The organism is Tepidimonas fonticaldi, from assembly GCF_007556755.1.
Lineage (GTDB): Bacteria > Pseudomonadota > Gammaproteobacteria > Burkholderiales > Burkholderiaceae_C > Tepidimonas > Tepidimonas fonticaldi.
Genome location: NZ_VJOO01000026.1, coordinates 20,514 through 35,482 on the forward strand (window position 1 = coordinate 20,514; position 14,969 = coordinate 35,482).

Annotated in this window: 19 protein-coding genes; 12 read left to right on the top strand and 7 right to left on the bottom strand. The window is 70.2% G+C overall.

The window, feature by feature from the left end; genetic code table 11:
• Nucleotides 1–39 precede the first annotated feature (39 nt).
• The 12 genes from Tfont_RS11520 to Tfont_RS11575 are packed head-to-tail and all read left to right on the top strand — an operon-like array spanning nt 40 to nt 8,005.
• On the top strand, nt 40–342 hold the full coding sequence (locus Tfont_RS11520; protein ID WP_143969550.1) for an urease subunit gamma: 303 nt from the start codon (nt 40–42) through the stop codon (nt 340–342).
• A gap of 20 nt (nt 343–362) precedes the next feature.
• On the top strand, nt 363–542 hold the full coding sequence (locus Tfont_RS11525) for a hypothetical protein (RefSeq protein WP_068608771.1): 180 nt from the start codon (nt 363–365) through the stop codon (nt 540–542).
• Nucleotides 543–552: 10 nt separating this feature from the next.
• Nucleotides 553–858 carry an urease subunit beta gene (locus Tfont_RS11530; protein WP_068608770.1) on the top strand — a complete coding sequence of 102 codons (306 nt, stop codon included), beginning with the start codon at nt 553–555 and terminating at the stop codon, nt 856–858.
• Nucleotides 858–2,603: an urease subunit alpha gene (gene ureC, locus Tfont_RS11535; protein ID WP_143969551.1), complete on the top strand. Its 1,746-nt coding sequence runs from the start codon at nt 858–860 to the stop codon at nt 2,601–2,603. Before Tfont_RS11530 ends, ureC begins: the two co-directional genes overlap by 1 nt.
• 8 nt (nt 2,604–2,611) lie before the next feature.
• Complete coding sequence (gene ureE / locus Tfont_RS11540) at nt 2,612–3,139, top strand: urease accessory protein UreE (protein WP_068608766.1); 528 nt, start codon at nt 2,612–2,614, stop codon at nt 3,137–3,139.
• Nucleotides 3,136–3,846, top strand: a complete 711-nt coding sequence (locus Tfont_RS11545) for an urease accessory protein UreF (RefSeq protein WP_260682371.1) — start codon at nt 3,136–3,138, stop codon at nt 3,844–3,846. The genes ureE and Tfont_RS11545 overlap by 4 nt, the downstream gene beginning before the upstream one ends.
• Nucleotides 3,843–4,520: an urease accessory protein UreG gene (ureG, locus tag Tfont_RS11550; protein ID WP_068608764.1), complete on the top strand. Its 678-nt coding sequence runs from the start codon at nt 3,843–3,845 to the stop codon at nt 4,518–4,520. The genes Tfont_RS11545 and ureG overlap by 4 nt, the downstream gene beginning before the upstream one ends.
• A 38-nt stretch (nt 4,521–4,558) precedes the next feature.
• Nucleotides 4,559–5,443, top strand: a complete 885-nt coding sequence (locus tag Tfont_RS11555) for a prepilin peptidase (protein WP_068608762.1) — start codon at nt 4,559–4,561, stop codon at nt 5,441–5,443.
• Nucleotides 5,443–6,048, top strand: coding sequence for a dephospho-CoA kinase (gene coaE / locus Tfont_RS11560; protein ID WP_143969552.1), 606 nt, complete (start codon nt 5,443–5,445; stop codon nt 6,046–6,048). Before Tfont_RS11555 ends, coaE begins: the two co-directional genes overlap by 1 nt.
• Before the next feature lie 7 nt (nt 6,049–6,055).
• A complete protein-coding gene (gene zapD, locus Tfont_RS11565; protein ID WP_068608757.1) occupies nt 6,056–6,814 on the top strand; it encodes a cell division protein ZapD in 759 nt (252 codons plus the stop codon).
• A gap of 17 nt (nt 6,815–6,831) precedes the next feature.
• The gene (locus tag Tfont_RS11570) at nt 6,832–7,038 is read left to right on the top strand and encodes a DNA gyrase inhibitor YacG (RefSeq protein ID WP_260682372.1); all 207 of its coding nucleotides are present in this window, start codon (nt 6,832–6,834) and stop codon (nt 7,036–7,038) included.
• Between the two features lie 16 nt (nt 7,039–7,054).
• Nucleotides 7,055–8,005 carry an arsenic resistance protein gene (locus tag Tfont_RS11575; RefSeq protein ID WP_143969554.1) on the top strand — a complete coding sequence of 317 codons (951 nt, stop codon included), beginning with the start codon at nt 7,055–7,057 and terminating at the stop codon, nt 8,003–8,005.
• Between the two features lie 5 nt (nt 8,006–8,010).
• Here the strand turns inward: Tfont_RS11575 and Tfont_RS11580 are convergent, their stop codons facing one another.
• The 7 genes from Tfont_RS11580 to Tfont_RS11610 form a co-directional block, all read right to left on the bottom strand.
• On the bottom strand, nt 8,011–8,502 hold the full coding sequence (locus Tfont_RS11580; RefSeq protein ID WP_068608753.1) for an NUDIX domain-containing protein: 492 nt from the start codon (nt 8,500–8,502) through the stop codon (nt 8,011–8,013).
• Nucleotides 8,499–9,377, bottom strand: coding sequence for an ATP-binding protein (locus Tfont_RS11585; protein WP_143969555.1), 879 nt, complete (start codon nt 9,375–9,377; stop codon nt 8,499–8,501). Before Tfont_RS11585 ends, Tfont_RS11580 begins: the two co-directional genes overlap by 4 nt.
• Nucleotides 9,378–9,390: 13 nt before the next feature.
• Nucleotides 9,391–10,626 carry a bifunctional glutamate N-acetyltransferase/amino-acid acetyltransferase ArgJ gene (argJ, locus tag Tfont_RS11590; RefSeq protein ID WP_143969556.1) on the bottom strand — a complete coding sequence of 412 codons (1,236 nt, stop codon included), beginning with the start codon at nt 10,624–10,626 and terminating at the stop codon, nt 9,391–9,393.
• Nucleotides 10,627–10,943: 317 nt separating this feature from the next.
• On the bottom strand, nt 10,944–13,700 hold the full coding sequence (gene secA / locus Tfont_RS11595; protein WP_143969557.1) for a preprotein translocase subunit SecA: 2,757 nt from the start codon (nt 13,698–13,700) through the stop codon (nt 10,944–10,946).
• 165 nt (nt 13,701–13,865) lie between these two features.
• Nucleotides 13,866–14,165 (bottom strand): DciA family protein, encoded by a 300-nt coding sequence (locus Tfont_RS11600; protein ID WP_068608745.1) that lies wholly within the window; start codon nt 14,163–14,165, stop codon nt 13,866–13,868.
• A 34-nt stretch (nt 14,166–14,199) separates the two neighbouring features.
• On the bottom strand, nt 14,200–14,499 hold the full coding sequence (locus Tfont_RS11605; protein WP_143969558.1) for a hypothetical protein: 300 nt from the start codon (nt 14,497–14,499) through the stop codon (nt 14,200–14,202).
• Between the two features lie 116 nt (nt 14,500–14,615).
• A partial coding sequence (locus Tfont_RS11610) for an integrase core domain-containing protein (protein ID WP_143969559.1) occupies nt 14,616–14,969 on the bottom strand: 354 nt, incomplete at its 5' end.

Below are 14,969 nucleotides of genomic sequence, written 5' to 3' on the forward strand. Positions count from 1 at the left end.
CTGCCCGAACCTAGGCACGCATATTGCAAGAGCCAGCCCATGGAACTCTCCCCCCGCGACAAAGACAAGCTGCTCATCTTCACCGCCGCGCTGCTGGCCGAGCGCCGGCGCGCGCGCGGGCTCAAGCTCAACTACCCCGAGGCGGCGGCCCTGATCAGCGCCTATGTGATGGAAGGGGCCCGCGACGGCAAGACGGTGGCCGAGCTCATGAGCGAAGGCCGCACCGTGCTCAGCCGCACCGACGTCATGGAGGGCGTGCCGGAGATGCTCGCCGACATCCAGGTCGAGGCGACCTTCCCCGACGGCACCAAGCTCGTCACCGTGCACCAGCCCATCGTCTGAACCGCTCCAGGAACCCCGATATGCCCTTCACCGCCAAGCTCCCCCGCCTGCTCGCCCCGGCCCTGACCTGGCTGACCCACGCGGCCCATGCACACGAGGGCCACGGCCTGCCCGGCGCCCACTGGCACGCCACCGACGTGCTGGGCTTCGTGGGTCTGGCCGCGGCCATCGGTGCGGTCATCTGGTTCACCCGCAAATGAGGGAGCGCCCATGATCCCCGGCGAGCTTTTCATCGACGCGGGCGAGCACCCGCTCAACCCCGGGCGGCGCACCGTCACCGTGGTGGTGGTCAACACAGCCGACCGCCCCATCCAGGTCGGCTCGCACTACCACTTTGCCGAAACCAATGCCGCGCTGTCGTTCGACCGCGCCGCCGCGCGCGGCATGCGTCTGAACATCGCCAGCGGGACCGCCGTGCGCTTCGAGCCCGGCCAGCAGCGCACCGTCGAACTGGTGGACTACGCTGGCGCCCGCGCCGTGTACGGCTTTCGCGGCCTGGTGCAAGGAGCGTTGTGATGGCCAGCATTTCCCGCCGCGCCTATGCCGAGATGTTCGGCCCCACCGTGGGCGACCGGGTGCGCCTGGGTGACACCGCCCTGGTCATCGAAGTCGAGCGCGACCACACCCTGCAAGCCGGCGGCTATGGGGAGGAGGTCAAGTTTGGTGGCGGCAAGACCATCCGCGACGGCATGGGCCAGAGCCAGCGCAGCCGCGCCCAGGGCGCGGTCGATCTGGTCATCACCAACGCCCTCATCGTGGACCACTGGGGCATCGTCAAGGCCGACATCGGCGTCAAGGACAGCCGCATCGTCGGCATCGGCAAGGCCGGCAACCCCGACGTGCAGCCGGGCGTGGACATCGTCATCGGCCCGGGCACCGAAATCCTGGCCGGCGAAGGCCTGATCGTCACCGCCGGCGGCTACGACAGCCACATCCACTTCATCTGCCCGCAGCAGATCGAAGAGGCGCTCATGTCCGGCATCACCACCATGACGGGCGGCGGCACGGGCCCCGCCACCGGCACCAACGCCACCACCTGCACGCCAGGGCCGTGGCACATCGAGCGCATGCTGCAGGCGGCGGATGCCTTCCCCATGAACCTGGGTTTTTTGGGCAAGGGCAACGCCAGCCAGCCGCAGGGGCTGATGGAGCAGGTGGAGGCCGGCGCCATCGGAATGAAGCTGCACGAGGACTGGGGCACCACCCCGGCCGCCATCGACGCCTGCCTGGACGTGGCGGAGCAGACCGACACCCAGATCTGCATCCACACCGACACGCTCAACGAAAGCGGCTTCGTGGAGGACTCCATCGCCGCCTTCAAGGGCCGCACCATCCACACCTTCCACTGCGAAGGCGCGGGCGGCGGCCACGCGCCCGACATCCTCAAGGTGGTGGGCGAAGCCAATGTGCTGCCCTCCTCCACCAACCCCACGCGGCCCTACACCGTCAACACGCTGGAAGAGCACGTGGACATGCTGATGGTGTGCCACCACCTGGACGCCTCCATCGCCGAGGACCTGGCCTTTGCCGAAAGCCGCATCCGCAAGGAAACCATCGCCGCCGAGGACATCCTGCACGACCTGGGCGCCATCAGCATCATGAGCAGCGACAGCCAGGCCATGGGCCGGGTGGGCGAGGTCATCTGCCGCACCTGGCAGACCGCGCACAAGATGAAGGTGCAGCGCGGCTGGCTGCCCCCCACGCCGGGCCGCGACGAGCCGGTGGAGCAAAACGACCGCAACGACAACTTCCGCGTCAAGCGCTACATCGCCAAATACACCCTCAACCCCGCCATTGCGCACGGCGTCAGCCACATCGTCGGCTCGGTGGAGGTGGGCAAATGGGCCGACCTGGTGCTATGGAAGCCGGCTTTCTTCGGCATCAAGCCCGCGCTCGTCCTCAAGGGCGGCATGATCGCCGCCGCCGCCATGGGCGACCCCAACGCCTCCATCCCCACGCCGCAGCCGGTGCACTACCGGCCGATGTTTGGCAGCTTCGGCGCAGCCCTGCACAAAACGTCGCTGACCTTCGTGTCCCAGGCCGGGCTGGCCGCGGGCATCGGCCAGCGCTACGGCCTGCAGAAACCGCTGGTGGCCGTGCAGGGCTGCCGCACCATCGGCAAGCGCGACATGGTGCTCAACGACTACGCGCCGCGCATGGACATCGACCCGCAGACCTACGCCGTGCGCGCCGACGGGGTGCTGCTGACCTGCGAGCCCGCCGCCGAGCTGCCGCTGGCCCAGCGCTATTGCCTGTTCTGAACGCCGCCATGTTGACCGCCGCCCGCCTCATCCCCCGTGGCCAGGGCCTGGCCCCCGCCCTGCTCGACCGCAGCGCCTGGATCAGCCTGGACTGGGATCAGCGCCAGAAAAGCCGCTTCGACTGCGACGACTCGCACGGGCGCCGGGTGGGGGTGTTTCTGGCACCCGGCACGGTGCTGCGCGGCGGGGATGTGCTGCTCACCGAGGACGGGGCGCTGCTGCGCGTGCAGGCGGCCGCCCAGCCCGTCCTGCGCGTGACCCCATGCCCCGAACACGGCACCCCGCTGGACCTGCTGCGCGCGGCCTACCACCTGGGCAACCGGCATGTGCCGCTGGAGGTGCAAGCCGATCACCTGAAGCTCGAACCCGACCCGGTGCTGGCCGACATGCTGCGGCAGATGCACCTGATCGTGACCAAAACACGGGAGCCGTTCGAACCCGAAGCCGGGGCCTATGCCGCTCACTCCCATGGGCATCGCCACGGGCATTCCCACGAACACACCCACGGCCACCCGCACAACCTGCCCCCGCCGTGAGCACCCCGCCCGTGGCCGCCTCATCGACCCTTTTGCCCCTGCTCTGGCTGGCCTCGCCCGCCCTGCCGGTGGGCGCTTTCTCGTATTCCGAGGGGCTGGAAGCGGCGGTGGAGGCCGGCTGGGTGCATGACGAGGCCAGTGCCGGCGACTGGATCGAGGATCAATTGCACCTGAGCCTCGCCCGCGCCGATCTGCCCGCCACGGCCCGCGCCTGGTCCGCCGCGCGCGCGGGGGATGCGGCCGCCCTGCGGGCACTGGACGACTGGGTGCGGCACAGCCGCGAGACCGCCGAGCTGCGGCTGCAAACCGAACAGATCGGCCACGGGCTGTGGGCCTGGTTGGACAGCCTGGATGCGCGCCCGGCCGGCTGGTGGCCCCACCCCACGCCCCCGACCCAGCCGGTCGCGCTGGGGATGGCCCTGGCCGTGCAGGCCCATCCCGACACGCCGCTTGCGGATGCGCTGGCGGCCATCGCCTTCGGGTGGGCGGAAAACGCCGTGCAGGCGGCCATCAAAGCCGTTCCCCTGGGCCAGGCCGCCGGCCAGCGCATCCTGCGCCGGCTCGTCCAGCAGATCCCAGCCGCCGTCGACGACGCGTGCCGCCGCAGCCACGACGCCGACCCGCTGGCCCTGCAGGCCTATACCCCCGGGCTGGGCGTGCTGTCCAGCCGCCACGAAACCCAGTACTCGCGCCTCTTCCGCTCATGAACGCCCCCCTCGTCCCCCCCGCTGCCGCCCTGCACCACATCCCCGGCCGCACCAAACGGCTGCCCCCGCTGCGCGTCGGCATCGGCGGGCCGGTCGGCTCCGGCAAAACCACGCTGCTGGAGATGCTGTGCAAGGCGATGCGCAACCGCTGGGACCTCGTCGCCATCACCAACGACATCTACACCAAGGAAGACCAACGCCTGCTCACCCTCAGCGGCGCGCTGCCACCGGAGCGCATCCTCGGCGTGGAGACCGGCGGCTGCCCGCACACCGCCATCCGCGAGGACTGCTCCATCAACCTGGAGGCCATCGACCGCATGCTGCGCCAGTTCCCCAACGCCGACATCGTGTTCGTCGAAAGCGGCGGCGACAACCTGGCCGCCACCTTCAGCCCGGAGCTGTCCGACCTGACGATTTACGTGATCGACGTCGCCGCCGGCGAAAAAATCCCCCGCAAAGGCGGCCCCGGCATCACCAAGAGCGACTTGTTCGTCATCAACAAGACCGACCTCGCCCCCCACGTCGGCGCCAACCTGGACGTGATGGCCGCCGACACCGCCCGCATGCGGCCCGACCCGCAGCGCCGTCCCTGGGTGATGACCAACCTCAAGACCCTGCAAGGCGTGGACGAGGTGGTGGCGTTCATCGAACGGCGCGGGCTGCTCACCGCCTGAGCGCAGGGCTGGACTTCCGCAGCCACTACACTGCGGACATGGCCACCACCTACTTTGCCACCCTGCCAGAGCCATGGGGCTGGGTCGTCTCTGCCGTGCTGGGGCTCATCGTCGGCAGCTTCCTCAACGTCGTGATCCACCGCCTGCCGCGCATGCTGGAGCGCCGCTGGGCGGCCGAATGCGCCGCGCTGCAAGCGCCCGCCGCAGGCGGCACCGGGGATGCGGCCGCCCCAGCCCCGGAACGCTACGACCTGCTGGCGCCGCGCTCGCACTGCCCGGCGTGCCACACCCCCATCCGCTGGTACCACAACATTCCGGTACTGAGCTGGCTGGCGCTGCGCGGCCGTTGTGCGGCGTGCGCAGCGCCTATCTCCTGGCGGTACCCGCTGGTCGAGGGGCTGACCGGTCTGGCCTTCGCCCTGGTGTTTGCCCGCCACGGGGCCGGCGCGGCCACCGTCGCGTGGTGGGGTTTCATGGCGGCCGTGCTGGCCCTGGCCTTCATCGACTGGGACACGACGCTGCTGCCGGACGACATCACGCTGCCGCTGGTCTGGGCCGGTCTGATCGCCGCGGCCACCGGCCTGAGCGGCGTTGCGCTGCCCGATGCGCTGTGGGGCGCCGTTGCCGGCTATCTGTCGCTGTGGAGCGTCTACTGGGCATTCAAGCTGCTTACCGGCAAGGAGGGCATGGGCTACGGTGACTTCAAACTGCTGGCCGCGCTGGGAGCGTGGCTGGGCTGGTCCGCGCTGATTCCGCTGGTGCTGGTGGCCTCGGCCCTGGGCGCCGTCGTCGGGCTGCTCATGAAGGCTTCCAACGCCCTGCGCGAAGGCCGCTACGTGCCCTTCGGGCCCTTTCTGGCCTTTGGCGGTCTGCTGGTGTGGGGGGTGGGGCCGCAGCGCCTGCTGGGCGCGCTGGGGTTGTGATGGGCACGCCCCTGCGCATCGGGCTGACCGGCGGCATCGGCAGCGGCAAAAGCACGGTCGCGGCCATGCTCGCCGCGCTGGGCGCGACCGTGGTGGATGCGGACGCCATCTCCCGCGCCAGCACCGCGCCGGGCGGCGCCGCGATCGAGCCGATCCGGCAGGCCTTCGGCGATGCCTTCATCACGCCTGCGGGTGCGCTGGACCGCGACCGCATGCGCGCGCGGGTGTTCAGCGACGCCGACGCCAAGGCGCGGCTGGAGGCCATCATCCACCCCCTGGTGCGGGCCGAGATCGACCGCCGCATCGCCGCCTGCACGGCCGACGCCATCGTGCTGGACCTGCCGCTGCTGGTGGAGTCGGCGGCATGGCGGCAGCGCTGCGACCGGGTGTGGGTGGTCGACTGCACGCCGCAGACGCAAATCCGCCGCGTCATGGCCCGCAACGGCTGGCCGCGTGAGCAGGTGCTGGCCGTGCTCGCCCAGCAGGCCAGCCGGGCCCAACGGCTGGCCGCGGCCGACGTGGTGATCGACAACGACGACGTCGATCTGGACACCCTGCGCGAGCGCGTGCGGCGCGCGTGGGAAGCGCGGGGATTGCCGCTATGATGCCCGCGTGATCCTGTACGAATACCCCTTCAACGAGCGCATCCGCACCTATCTGCGTCTGGAGCACCTGCTGCGGCGGCTCGCCGAACTGGTGGCGCGCACGCACCCGCTGGATCACCACTACGCGATCCAGACGCTGTTCGAGATCGTGGACGTCGGCGCCCGCGCCGACCTCAAAACCGAGATCCTGAAAGACCTGGAGCGCCACAAGCAGATCTTCAACGGCTATCGGGGCAACCCCGCCATCTCGGAGGCGGCGCTGGACCAGTTCATCGCCCGCATCGACACCTGCTATGCGGCCCTGCGCGACGACGAGGGCAAGGCGGGCCATTCGCTAGCCGGCATCGAGTGGCTGACGGCCATTCGCAACCGCATCGCCATCCCCGGCGGCACTTGCGAGTTCGACCTGCCCGCCTACCACGACTGGCAACACCGTCCGGTCGAGCAGCGGCAGGCCGATCTGGCCCGCTGGGCGGGCGAGATCGCCTGCCTGGCCGAACCCGTGCATCTGCTGCTGCGGCTGCTGCGCGAATCGGGTCTGGCGCAAAAGGTCTATGCCACGCACGGCCAATACCAGCAAAGCCTGCCGCAAAGCCGCACCTTCCAATTGCTGCGCGTGTGGCTGGACCCCGCGCTGCAGCTGATCCCCGAGATCAGCGGCAACCGGCTGCTGTTTTCGGTGCGGCTGCTGCGGCGCACCGACGACGGCCGGCTGGAGCACGCCGCCGACGCCGAGGCCGAGTTCGAAGTCCACCTGTGTGCCTGATGCCGGCCAGCGCCCCGATGACGCAGCCCTTTGCCGCCCGCACCGTCACCTGCCCCGCCTGCGGGGGACCATCGCGCTACGCCCCCGACAACCCCTGGCGCCCCTTTTGCAGCGAGCGCTGCAAGCAACTGGACCTGGGCGCCTGGGCCAGCGAGCGCTTTCGCGTGCCCGACCCGACACCCCCCGATCCGGGCGAGCTGTCCGACGGCCGCATCCCCTCGTGATCGCGCGGGCCGCGCCGTGAACCGCCTCACCCTCGAACGCCGGCAGGTCTGGATCTATGCCGCGGCCATCGCGGCGGGCCTGTTCGCCGGCGGCGCCTGGCCCGACACCGCCCCCGTGCTGGAGGCGTGGCTGTGGCCCTCCCTGGCGCTGCTGCTGTACGTGACCTTCGTGCAGGTGCCGCTGTGGCATGTGCGCGATGCGTTCCGCGACCACCGCTTCATCGCGGCGATGCTGGTGGGCAACTTCGTCGTCTTGCCGGTGGTCGTGGCGGTGCTGCTCGCGGGGCTGCCGCCCGACCCCGCGGTGCGCCTGGGCGTGGCGATGGTGCTGCTCGTGCCCTGCACCGACTGGTTCATCACCTTCAGCCAACTGGGCGGGGCCAATGTCGCACGCGCCATCGCGACCACCCCCATCAACCTGCTGCTCCAACTGGCGCTGCTGCCGGTGTATTTGTGGTTGCTGCTGGATGCGCAGCCCCTCGTCGGGTGGGGATTGACGGACATCGCGCCCGCCCTGGGCGTCGTGGCCGTGGCCCTGCTGCTGGCGGCCGCGTCGGAGCGCTGGATCGAAGCCCGGCCCACCCGGCATGCGTGGCGGAAACGGCTGGTGTGGTGGCCGGTTCCGCTGCTGGCCGTGGTGGTGTTTTTGATTGCGGGTGTCCAGGCCCATGCGGCCTGGGACGCTTTCGGCTCGCTGGCCGGGGTCGTCCCCGTCTTCGTCGTCTTTCTGCTGCTGGGCGGGGCCATCGCCAAGGTGCTGGCCCGCCTGATGCGACTGCCGCGCGATCAGGGCCGAACGCTCGCCTTCAGTCTGGGCACACGCAACTCCTTCGTCGTGCTGCCGTTCGCCCTCGCCCTGCCCCCGGGGTGGGAGGTGGTCGCCCTGATCATCGTCCTGCAATCGCTGGTGGAGCTGGTGGGGATGGTGTTCTACCTGTGGTGGATTCCCCGCCACCTGTTCCGGTGAACGGATCAGGCGTTGGCCTGAGCGGTCTCGGGGCCACCCTCTTGCGCCATCCAGCGCAGCAGCGGCCACGTGCCGGGCAGCACCGGCGTCACCGTCACCGGCAGCGTCTGCCAGGCAAACGCCTGCCCCTCGTGCATCTGCAGCTCGCCGCGCCAGTCGAACACGCGGCAGACGTGCAGCCGCACGCGCGCGTGCGGGTAGTCGGCCTCCAGCACGCGCCACGGGTGCGCCGACCCGATCGTCACGCCGATCTCTTCCTGCAGCTCGCGGCGCAGCGCCTGCTCCACCGTCTCGCCCGGCTCTACCTTGCCGCCGGGGAACTCCCAGTGCCCGGCGTAGGCCTTGCCGGGTGGGCGCGTGGTCAGCAGAAAGCGCCCGTCGCGGTCGAACAGCACGCCGACCGCCACGTCCACCACCGGGCGCGGGCCGGGCGCGCGCGGCCGGTCGGCATCGACCACCAGCACCTCGTCCGGCGCCGGCGCGGCGGGCGCGGTCATGCCCCCTCCGTTGGCGTGCGACCCGCCCAGTCGCGCGCGAACTGGTAGGCCACGCGCCCGCTGCGCGCGCCGCGCTCCAGCGCCCACACCAGCGCGGCGCGGCGCGCCTCGTCCCACTGCGCCTCGGGCACCCCGTAGGCGGCGAGCCACTGCCGCACCACGGCCAGGTATTCGTCCTGGCTGAACGGGTAAAAGCTCACCCACAGGCCGAAGCGCTCCGACAGCGAGACCTTCTCCTCCACCGCCTCGCCCGGGTGCAGTTCGCCGTCGTCGCCGTAGGTGGCGGCGAGGTTGTCGCGCATCTTCTCCGGCAGCAGGTGGCGGCGGTTGCTGGTGGCGCAGATCAGCACGTTGGGGCTGGCGGCGGCCACCGAGCCGTCGAGGATCGACTTCAGCGCCTTGTAGCCCGGCTCGCCCTCCTCGAAGCTCAGGTCGTCGCAGAAGACGAGGAAGCGCTCCGGCCGCGGCGCCACCACCTCGACGATGTCGGGCAGGTCGGTGAGGTCGGCCTTGTCCACCTCGATCAGGCGCAGGCCCTCCCCGGCGTAGGCGTTCAGGCAGGCCTTGATCAGCGAGCTCTTGCCGGTGCCGCGCGCACCGGTCAGCAGCACGTTGTTGGCCGGCACCCCGCGCACGAAGCGCTCCAGGTTGCGCTGCACCTTGGCCTTCTGGTCGTCGATGGCCTGCAGGTCGTCCAGCCGGATCGCGGCCACGTGCCGCACCGGCTCCAGCACGCCGTGCGCCCCGCGCTTGCGGTAGCGGAACGCCACCGAGGCACTCCAATCGGGGGCGCAGAGCGGCTGCGGCAGGATGGCCTCGATGCGGTCGATCAGCGCCTCGGCGCGCGCCAGCAACCGTTCGAATCGTTCGTTCATCAGCTCAAGGGGCTCAGCTGCGGTAGTCGGCGTTGATGCTGACGTAGTCGTGGCTCAGGTCGCACGTCCACACGGTCTCCGCGGCCGTGCCGCGCCCGAGGTCCACGCGCACGGTGATCTCGCTTTGCTTCATCACGCGCTGGCCGTCCTCCTCGCGGTAGGCCGGGTGACGCCCGCCGCGGGTGACCACGTGCACGTCGTCCAGGAACAGCTCGATGCGCCCCTGGTCCAGGTCCTCGATGCCGGCGTAGCCCACCGCCGCCAGGATGCGGCCGAGGTTGGGGTCGCTGGCGTAGAAGGCGGTCTTGACCAGCGGCGAGTGCGCGATGGCGTAGGCGGCCTTCAGGCATTCCTCGGCGTCGCGCCCGCCCTCCACGCGCACGGTGATGAACTTGGTCGCCCCCTCGCCGTCGCGCACGATGGCGTGCGCCAGCTCGCGCGCGACGTCCGTGACCGCCGCCTGCAGGGCCTGGCCAGCGGGACTGTCCAGCGACGTGATGCGCGGCAGGGCCGCGCGCCCGGTGGCCATCACGATGAAGGAATCGTTGGTGGAGGTGTCGCCATCGACCGTGATGCGGTTGAATGAGCCGTCGGCGGCGCGGCGGGCCAGCTCCCCGATCAGCTCCGGGGCCACCGGCGCGTCGGTGGCCACGAAGCCCAGCATCGTCGCCATGTTCGGCCGGATCATGCCGGCGCCCTTGGCAATGCCGGTCACCGTCACCGGCACGCCGTCGATCGTGACGCGCCGGCTGGCGGCCTTCGGCACGGTGTCGGTGGTCATGATGCCTTCGGCGGCGCGCAGCCAGTGCGCGCCATCGTCCGCCGCGTCGGCCAGCGCCGCCGGCAGGCCCGCCACGATGCGCTCGACCGGCAACGGCTCCATGATGACGCCGGTGGAAAACGGCAACACCTGCTGCGGCGCCACGCCGAGCCGCTGCGCCAGCGCGATGCAGACCGCGCGCGCGTCGATCAGGCCCTGTTCGCCGGTGCCGGCGTTGGCGCAGCCGGTGTTGACCACCAGCGCGCGGATGCCCTGCCCCGCAGCCAGGTGCTCGCTGCAGACCTGCACCGGCGCGGCGCAGTAGCGGTTGCGGGTGAAGACGCCGCCCACCGCGCTGCCTTCGTCGAGCAGCATGACGGTGAGATCCTTGCGGTTGGGCTTGCGCACGTGCGCCTCGGCCACGCCCAGGCGCAGGCCGGGCACGGGCAACAGGTCAGCAGCGCCCGGGGGTGTGTACTGTACAGCCATGCCTCTATCGTAGCCGATGGCGCAGCGGCCCCCGCCCCGGACCCCCGCAGCGGTCAGGTGGTCAGGTGGTCAGAAGGTGTCCCAATCGCCATCGTCGGCCTTGGCCGACGCGCTGCCCGTCGCGGCGGGCGGCAAGGGGGCGGCGGCCGGGGTGGAACGCGGTTTGGACGCCCCCGCCGGCGCAGCCACCCGAGCGGGCGACGGCTTGGGGGCTGCGGGCGCGAGCGCGGGCCGGGACGGTAGGCACGCAAGACCGCGTATACCCTACTCCACCCCGTATGTCCGAGGTGCACGTCGCCCAAGGCTCACAGAGCCGGTCAGCTCAACCGACCGTGGCAGTGCTTGTACTTCTTGCCGCTGCCGCAAGGGCACGGGTCGTTGCGGCCCACGCGCGGCAGGGCGGCGCCCCCCGCCTTGTTGAGCAGCCCCTGATCGGCGGTGGTTTCGGCCTCGCCGGTTTCGGTGGGTGCGGTGTAAGTGACATTGCTCAGGCGCTCGGCGTCCTGCTCCAGGCGCTCGGCGGCGTCGCTCACCTGCTCGGGCGATTGCACCTTCACATTCATCAGCACGCGCGTGACTTCGTTGCGCACGCCATCGAGCATCTGCGCAAAGAGCTGGAACGCCTCGCGCTTGTACTCCTGCTTGGGCTGCTTCTGCGCATAGCCGCGCAGGTGGATGCCCTGGCGCAGGTAGTCCAGCGCGCTCAAGTGGTCGCGCCAGTGGCTGTCCAGGGTTTGCAGCAGCACCACCCGCTCGAAGGGGGTGAACGCCGCGCGGCCCGCGAGCGCCACCTTGGCCTCGTAGGCGGCGTGGCCCGCCTCGACGACCCGGCGCACGATGTCCTCGTCGTCCATGGCCTCGGCGCGCTCCAGCTCGCCGACCAGATCGACGGCCAGCCCGTACTCCTCGGCCAGGACCTGTTGCAGGCCGGGCACGTCCCACTGTTCCTCCACGCTGCCGGCCGGCACGTACTGGCGGACCAGATCGGTCAAGCAGCCCTCGCGCAGCGCCGCGACCTGCGCCGACAGGTCCTCGGCATCGAGGATGTCGTTGCGCTGCTGGTAGATGACCTTGCGCTGGTCGTTGGCGACGTCGTCGTACTCGAGCAACTGCTTGCGGATGTCGAAGTTGCGCGCCTCGACCTTGCGCTGCGCGCTCTCGATGGAGCGGGTGACGATGCCGGCTTCGATGGCCTCGCCTTCCGGCATCTTGAGGCGGTCCATGATGGCGCGCACCCGGTCGCCGGCGAAGATGCGCATCAGCGGATCGTCCAGGCTCAGGTAGAAGCGGCTGGAACCCGGGTCGCCCTGACGGCCGGCACGGCCGCGCAACTGGTTGTCGATGCGGCGGCTTTCGTGCCGCTCGGTACCGATGATGCGCAGGCCGCCCAGGGCCTTGACCTTCTCGTGGTCGGCCTGCCACTGCGAGCGCAACGCCTCGATGCGTTGGGCGCGCGTGGCCTCGTCCAGGGACGCATCGGCCTCGACGGCGGCGATCATCTTTTCCAGGTTGCCGCCGAGCACGATGTCCGTGCCGCGGCCGGCCATGTTGGTGGCGATGGTGATCGCGCCCGGGCGGCCGGCCTGGGCGATGATCTCGGCCTCGCGCGCGTGCTGCTTGGCGTTGAGCACCTCGTGCGGCAGCCCCTCGCGCTGCAGCAGTTGGGCGATGACCTCGGAGTTCTCGATCGACGAGGTGCCCACCAGCACGGGCTGGCCGCGCTCGTGGCAGTCGCGAATGTCGGCAATGACGGCCTGGTACTTCTCGGCCGTGGTCTTGTAGACGCGGTCCTGCTCGTCGCGGCGCTGGCTGGGCCGGTTGGGCGGGATGACCACCGTTTCCAGTCCGTAGATCTCCTGGAACTCGTACGCCTCGGTGTCGGCGGTGCCGGTCATGCCGGCCAGCTTGCTGTACAGGCGGAAGTAGTTCTGGAACGTGATCGAGGCCAGCGTCTGGTTCTCGGGCTGGATGGCCACGCCCTCCTTGGCCTCCACCGCCTGGTGCAGGCCGTCGCTCCAGCGCCGCCCCACCATCAGGCGGCCGGTGAACTCGTCGACGATGACGATCTCGCCGTTTTGCACCACGTAATGCTGGTCGCGGTGGTACAGGTGCTGGGCCTTGAGCGCCGTCACCAGGTGATGCAGCAGGGTGATGTTGGCCGGGTCGTACAGCGACGCGCCCTCGGGCAGCAGACCGGCGCGCGCCAGCAGTTGCTCGGCGTGCTCGTGCCCTTGCTCGGTCAGGTGGATCTGGTGCGACTTTTCGTCGAGCGTGAAGTCACCGGGCTTGATCACCCCCTCGCCCGTGCGGGGGTCGGCCTCCCCCTCCTGCCGGGTCAGGGCCGGCACCAGCGTCTTGATGCGCTGGTACAGCTCCGTATGGTCTTCGGCCTGGCCGCTGATGATGAGCGGCGTGCGCGCCTCGTCGATCAGGATGGAGTCCACCTCGTCGACGATGGCGTAGTTCAGGCCGCGCTGCACCCGGTCGCGCGCCTCGTACACCATGTTGTCGCGCAGGTAATCGAAGCCGTATTCGTTGTTGGTGCCGTAGGTGATGTCGGCGGCGTAGGCGGCCTGCTTCTGCTCGCGCGGCATCTGGGGCAGGTTGACCCCCACGCTCAGGCCCAGCCACTGGTAGAGCTTGCCCATCCACTGGGCATCGCGGCTGGCCAGGTAGTCGTTGACGGTGACGACGTGCACGCCCTTGCCGGTCAGGGCGTTGAGGTACACCGGCAGCGTGGCCGTCAGCGTCTTGCCCTCGCCGGTGCGCATCTCGGCGATCTTGCCCTGGTGCAGCGCGATGCCGCCCATCAGCTGCACGTCGAAGTGGCGCATCTTCATGACGCGCTTGCTGGCCTCGCGCACCGTGGCAAACGCCTCGGGCAGCAGGGCGTCGAGCGACTCGCCGTTGGCCAGCCGCTGGCGGAACTCGGCCGTTTTGGCCTGCAACTGCTCGTCGCTCAGCGCGGCGAACGTCGGCTCCAGCGCATTGATGCGCGCCACCGTTTTGCGGTAACCCTTGAGCAGCCGATCGTTGCGGCTGCCGAAAATCTTGGTCAGGAACGGGATGGCCATACAAACCCCGCCGCGCGACCGCCCGGGGGCAGGCGCGGCTCAAGCAATTCTCGGATCGCTCCGCCAGCGGCGAAGCGCCATGACGCGCAGCCCGGGGGCTTGCGCACCCGGGACCGACAGTGCGGGCATTGTAGCCCCGCCTGCCCGGGGCTACCGGACGGGCATTCAGGACGCCTCGCGCCCCTGCACCCGCACCTGCAGGGTCTGCACCTCGCCGCCTGCGGAGCGGGCCGCCGCCAGCAACACCGGCGCGAGCTGCCGCACCTTGGCCGCCACCGACGGGTTGGCTGCGAGCAGGCACCACACCCCATCCTCCAACGGCCCGGCGGTCACCCGCTCGCGCAGCAGGGGGGGCAAATGCACGGCCACCCGCTGGAGCAGCCGCCGCGACACCCAGGCGCGCTCGGCCACATCGGCCAGCACGGGGTTGGCACGCACGGCCTGCTGCAGCGTCAACACGGACATGGATGGCCCCTCTCGCCGGCAGCGCTCACCCGCTTCACTGCGGTGCCTGGCCCACGGCGTCGCGCAGGCATTTCTGCGTGAAACTGGTCTTGGCCGCGCCAGCCAGCTTCTTTTCTGCCGCCCGGGCGTCGCAGGCGGTCTGGGCGTCTTGTTCGCACTTTTTCAGGAACGACGTCTTGGCGGCGCCCGCCAGCTTCTTCTGGGCCGCGGCCGCGTGGCAGGTGGGGCCTGCGCCATCGGCCGCAGTGGCGGCCCAGGCCGGGCTGGCCGCCAGGGCCAGCGCCGTGGCGCCGGTGATCAAACCCGTGGCGAGACGAAGGGACAGAATGCGCATGGGACGACTCCAGACGGTTGGGGCCGACACCCTGCCGGCCCCAGGCGGACAGTCTACGCCAGGATGCGCCCTTTGCCACGCCCAGTGGACCCCCACGCTGGCACCCAGACCGTGGCTCAGGGCGTGGGGCGCAGGCGCAGCAGCCGCCCGTCCGGCGCGTCGGTCAGCACATACATGTCGTGTCCCGGCTGATTGGTAACACGTCTGTTGAACAGTTCGGGGTGTGATCGCTGCCATTGTTTCATGGCCTGGATGGGGCTGACGTGCCCCAAGGCTTTCTGTGGCAGTTGGTGATTGTACAGCCAGACATACCGCAGGATGGTGGCCTCAAGTTCTTCGCCGCAATGGAAGTGATGGGTGCGCAGGATGTCGGCGATGCGCCCGTTGAAGCGTTCAACCATGCCGTTGGTCTGCGGGTGTTTTGGGCGGGTCAGGCGATGCTCAATGCCTAGCTCCTCGCAGAGCTGATC

Excerpts from the sequence above, each read along its gene's own strand:
- ureE (WP_068608766.1), top strand. The coding sequence starts at position 2,612 with ATGTTGACCGCCGCCCGCCTCATCCCCCGTGGCCAGGGCCTGGCCCCC.
- Tfont_RS11580 (WP_068608753.1), bottom strand. The coding sequence starts at position 8,502 with ATGACCGCGCCCGCCGCGCCGGCGCCGGACGAGGTGCTGGTGGTCGAT.
- Tfont_RS11600 (WP_068608745.1), bottom strand. The coding sequence starts at position 14,165 with ATGTCCGTGTTGACGCTGCAGCAGGCCGTGCGTGCCAACCCCGTGCTG.
- ureG (WP_068608764.1), top strand. The coding sequence starts at position 3,843 with ATGAACGCCCCCCTCGTCCCCCCCGCTGCCGCCCTGCACCACATCCCC.
- Tfont_RS11520 (WP_143969550.1), top strand. The coding sequence starts at position 40 with ATGGAACTCTCCCCCCGCGACAAAGACAAGCTGCTCATCTTCACCGCC.
- Tfont_RS11585 (WP_143969555.1), bottom strand. The coding sequence starts at position 9,377 with ATGAACGAACGATTCGAACGGTTGCTGGCGCGCGCCGAGGCGCTGATC.
- Tfont_RS11555 (WP_068608762.1), top strand. The coding sequence starts at position 4,559 with ATGGCCACCACCTACTTTGCCACCCTGCCAGAGCCATGGGGCTGGGTC.
- ureC (WP_143969551.1), top strand. The coding sequence starts at position 858 with ATGGCCAGCATTTCCCGCCGCGCCTATGCCGAGATGTTCGGCCCCACC.
- Tfont_RS11525 (WP_068608771.1), top strand. The coding sequence starts at position 363 with ATGCCCTTCACCGCCAAGCTCCCCCGCCTGCTCGCCCCGGCCCTGACC.
- secA (WP_143969557.1), bottom strand. The coding sequence starts at position 13,700 with ATGGCCATCCCGTTCCTGACCAAGATTTTCGGCAGCCGCAACGATCGG.
- Tfont_RS11530 (WP_068608770.1), top strand. The coding sequence starts at position 553 with ATGATCCCCGGCGAGCTTTTCATCGACGCGGGCGAGCACCCGCTCAAC.
- coaE (WP_143969552.1), top strand. The coding sequence starts at position 5,443 with ATGGGCACGCCCCTGCGCATCGGGCTGACCGGCGGCATCGGCAGCGGC.
- argJ (WP_143969556.1), bottom strand. The coding sequence starts at position 10,626 with ATGGCTGTACAGTACACACCCCCGGGCGCTGCTGACCTGTTGCCCGTG.
- Tfont_RS11605 (WP_143969558.1), bottom strand. The coding sequence starts at position 14,499 with ATGCGCATTCTGTCCCTTCGTCTCGCCACGGGTTTGATCACCGGCGCC.
- Tfont_RS11570 (WP_260682372.1), top strand. The coding sequence starts at position 6,832 with ATGACGCAGCCCTTTGCCGCCCGCACCGTCACCTGCCCCGCCTGCGGG.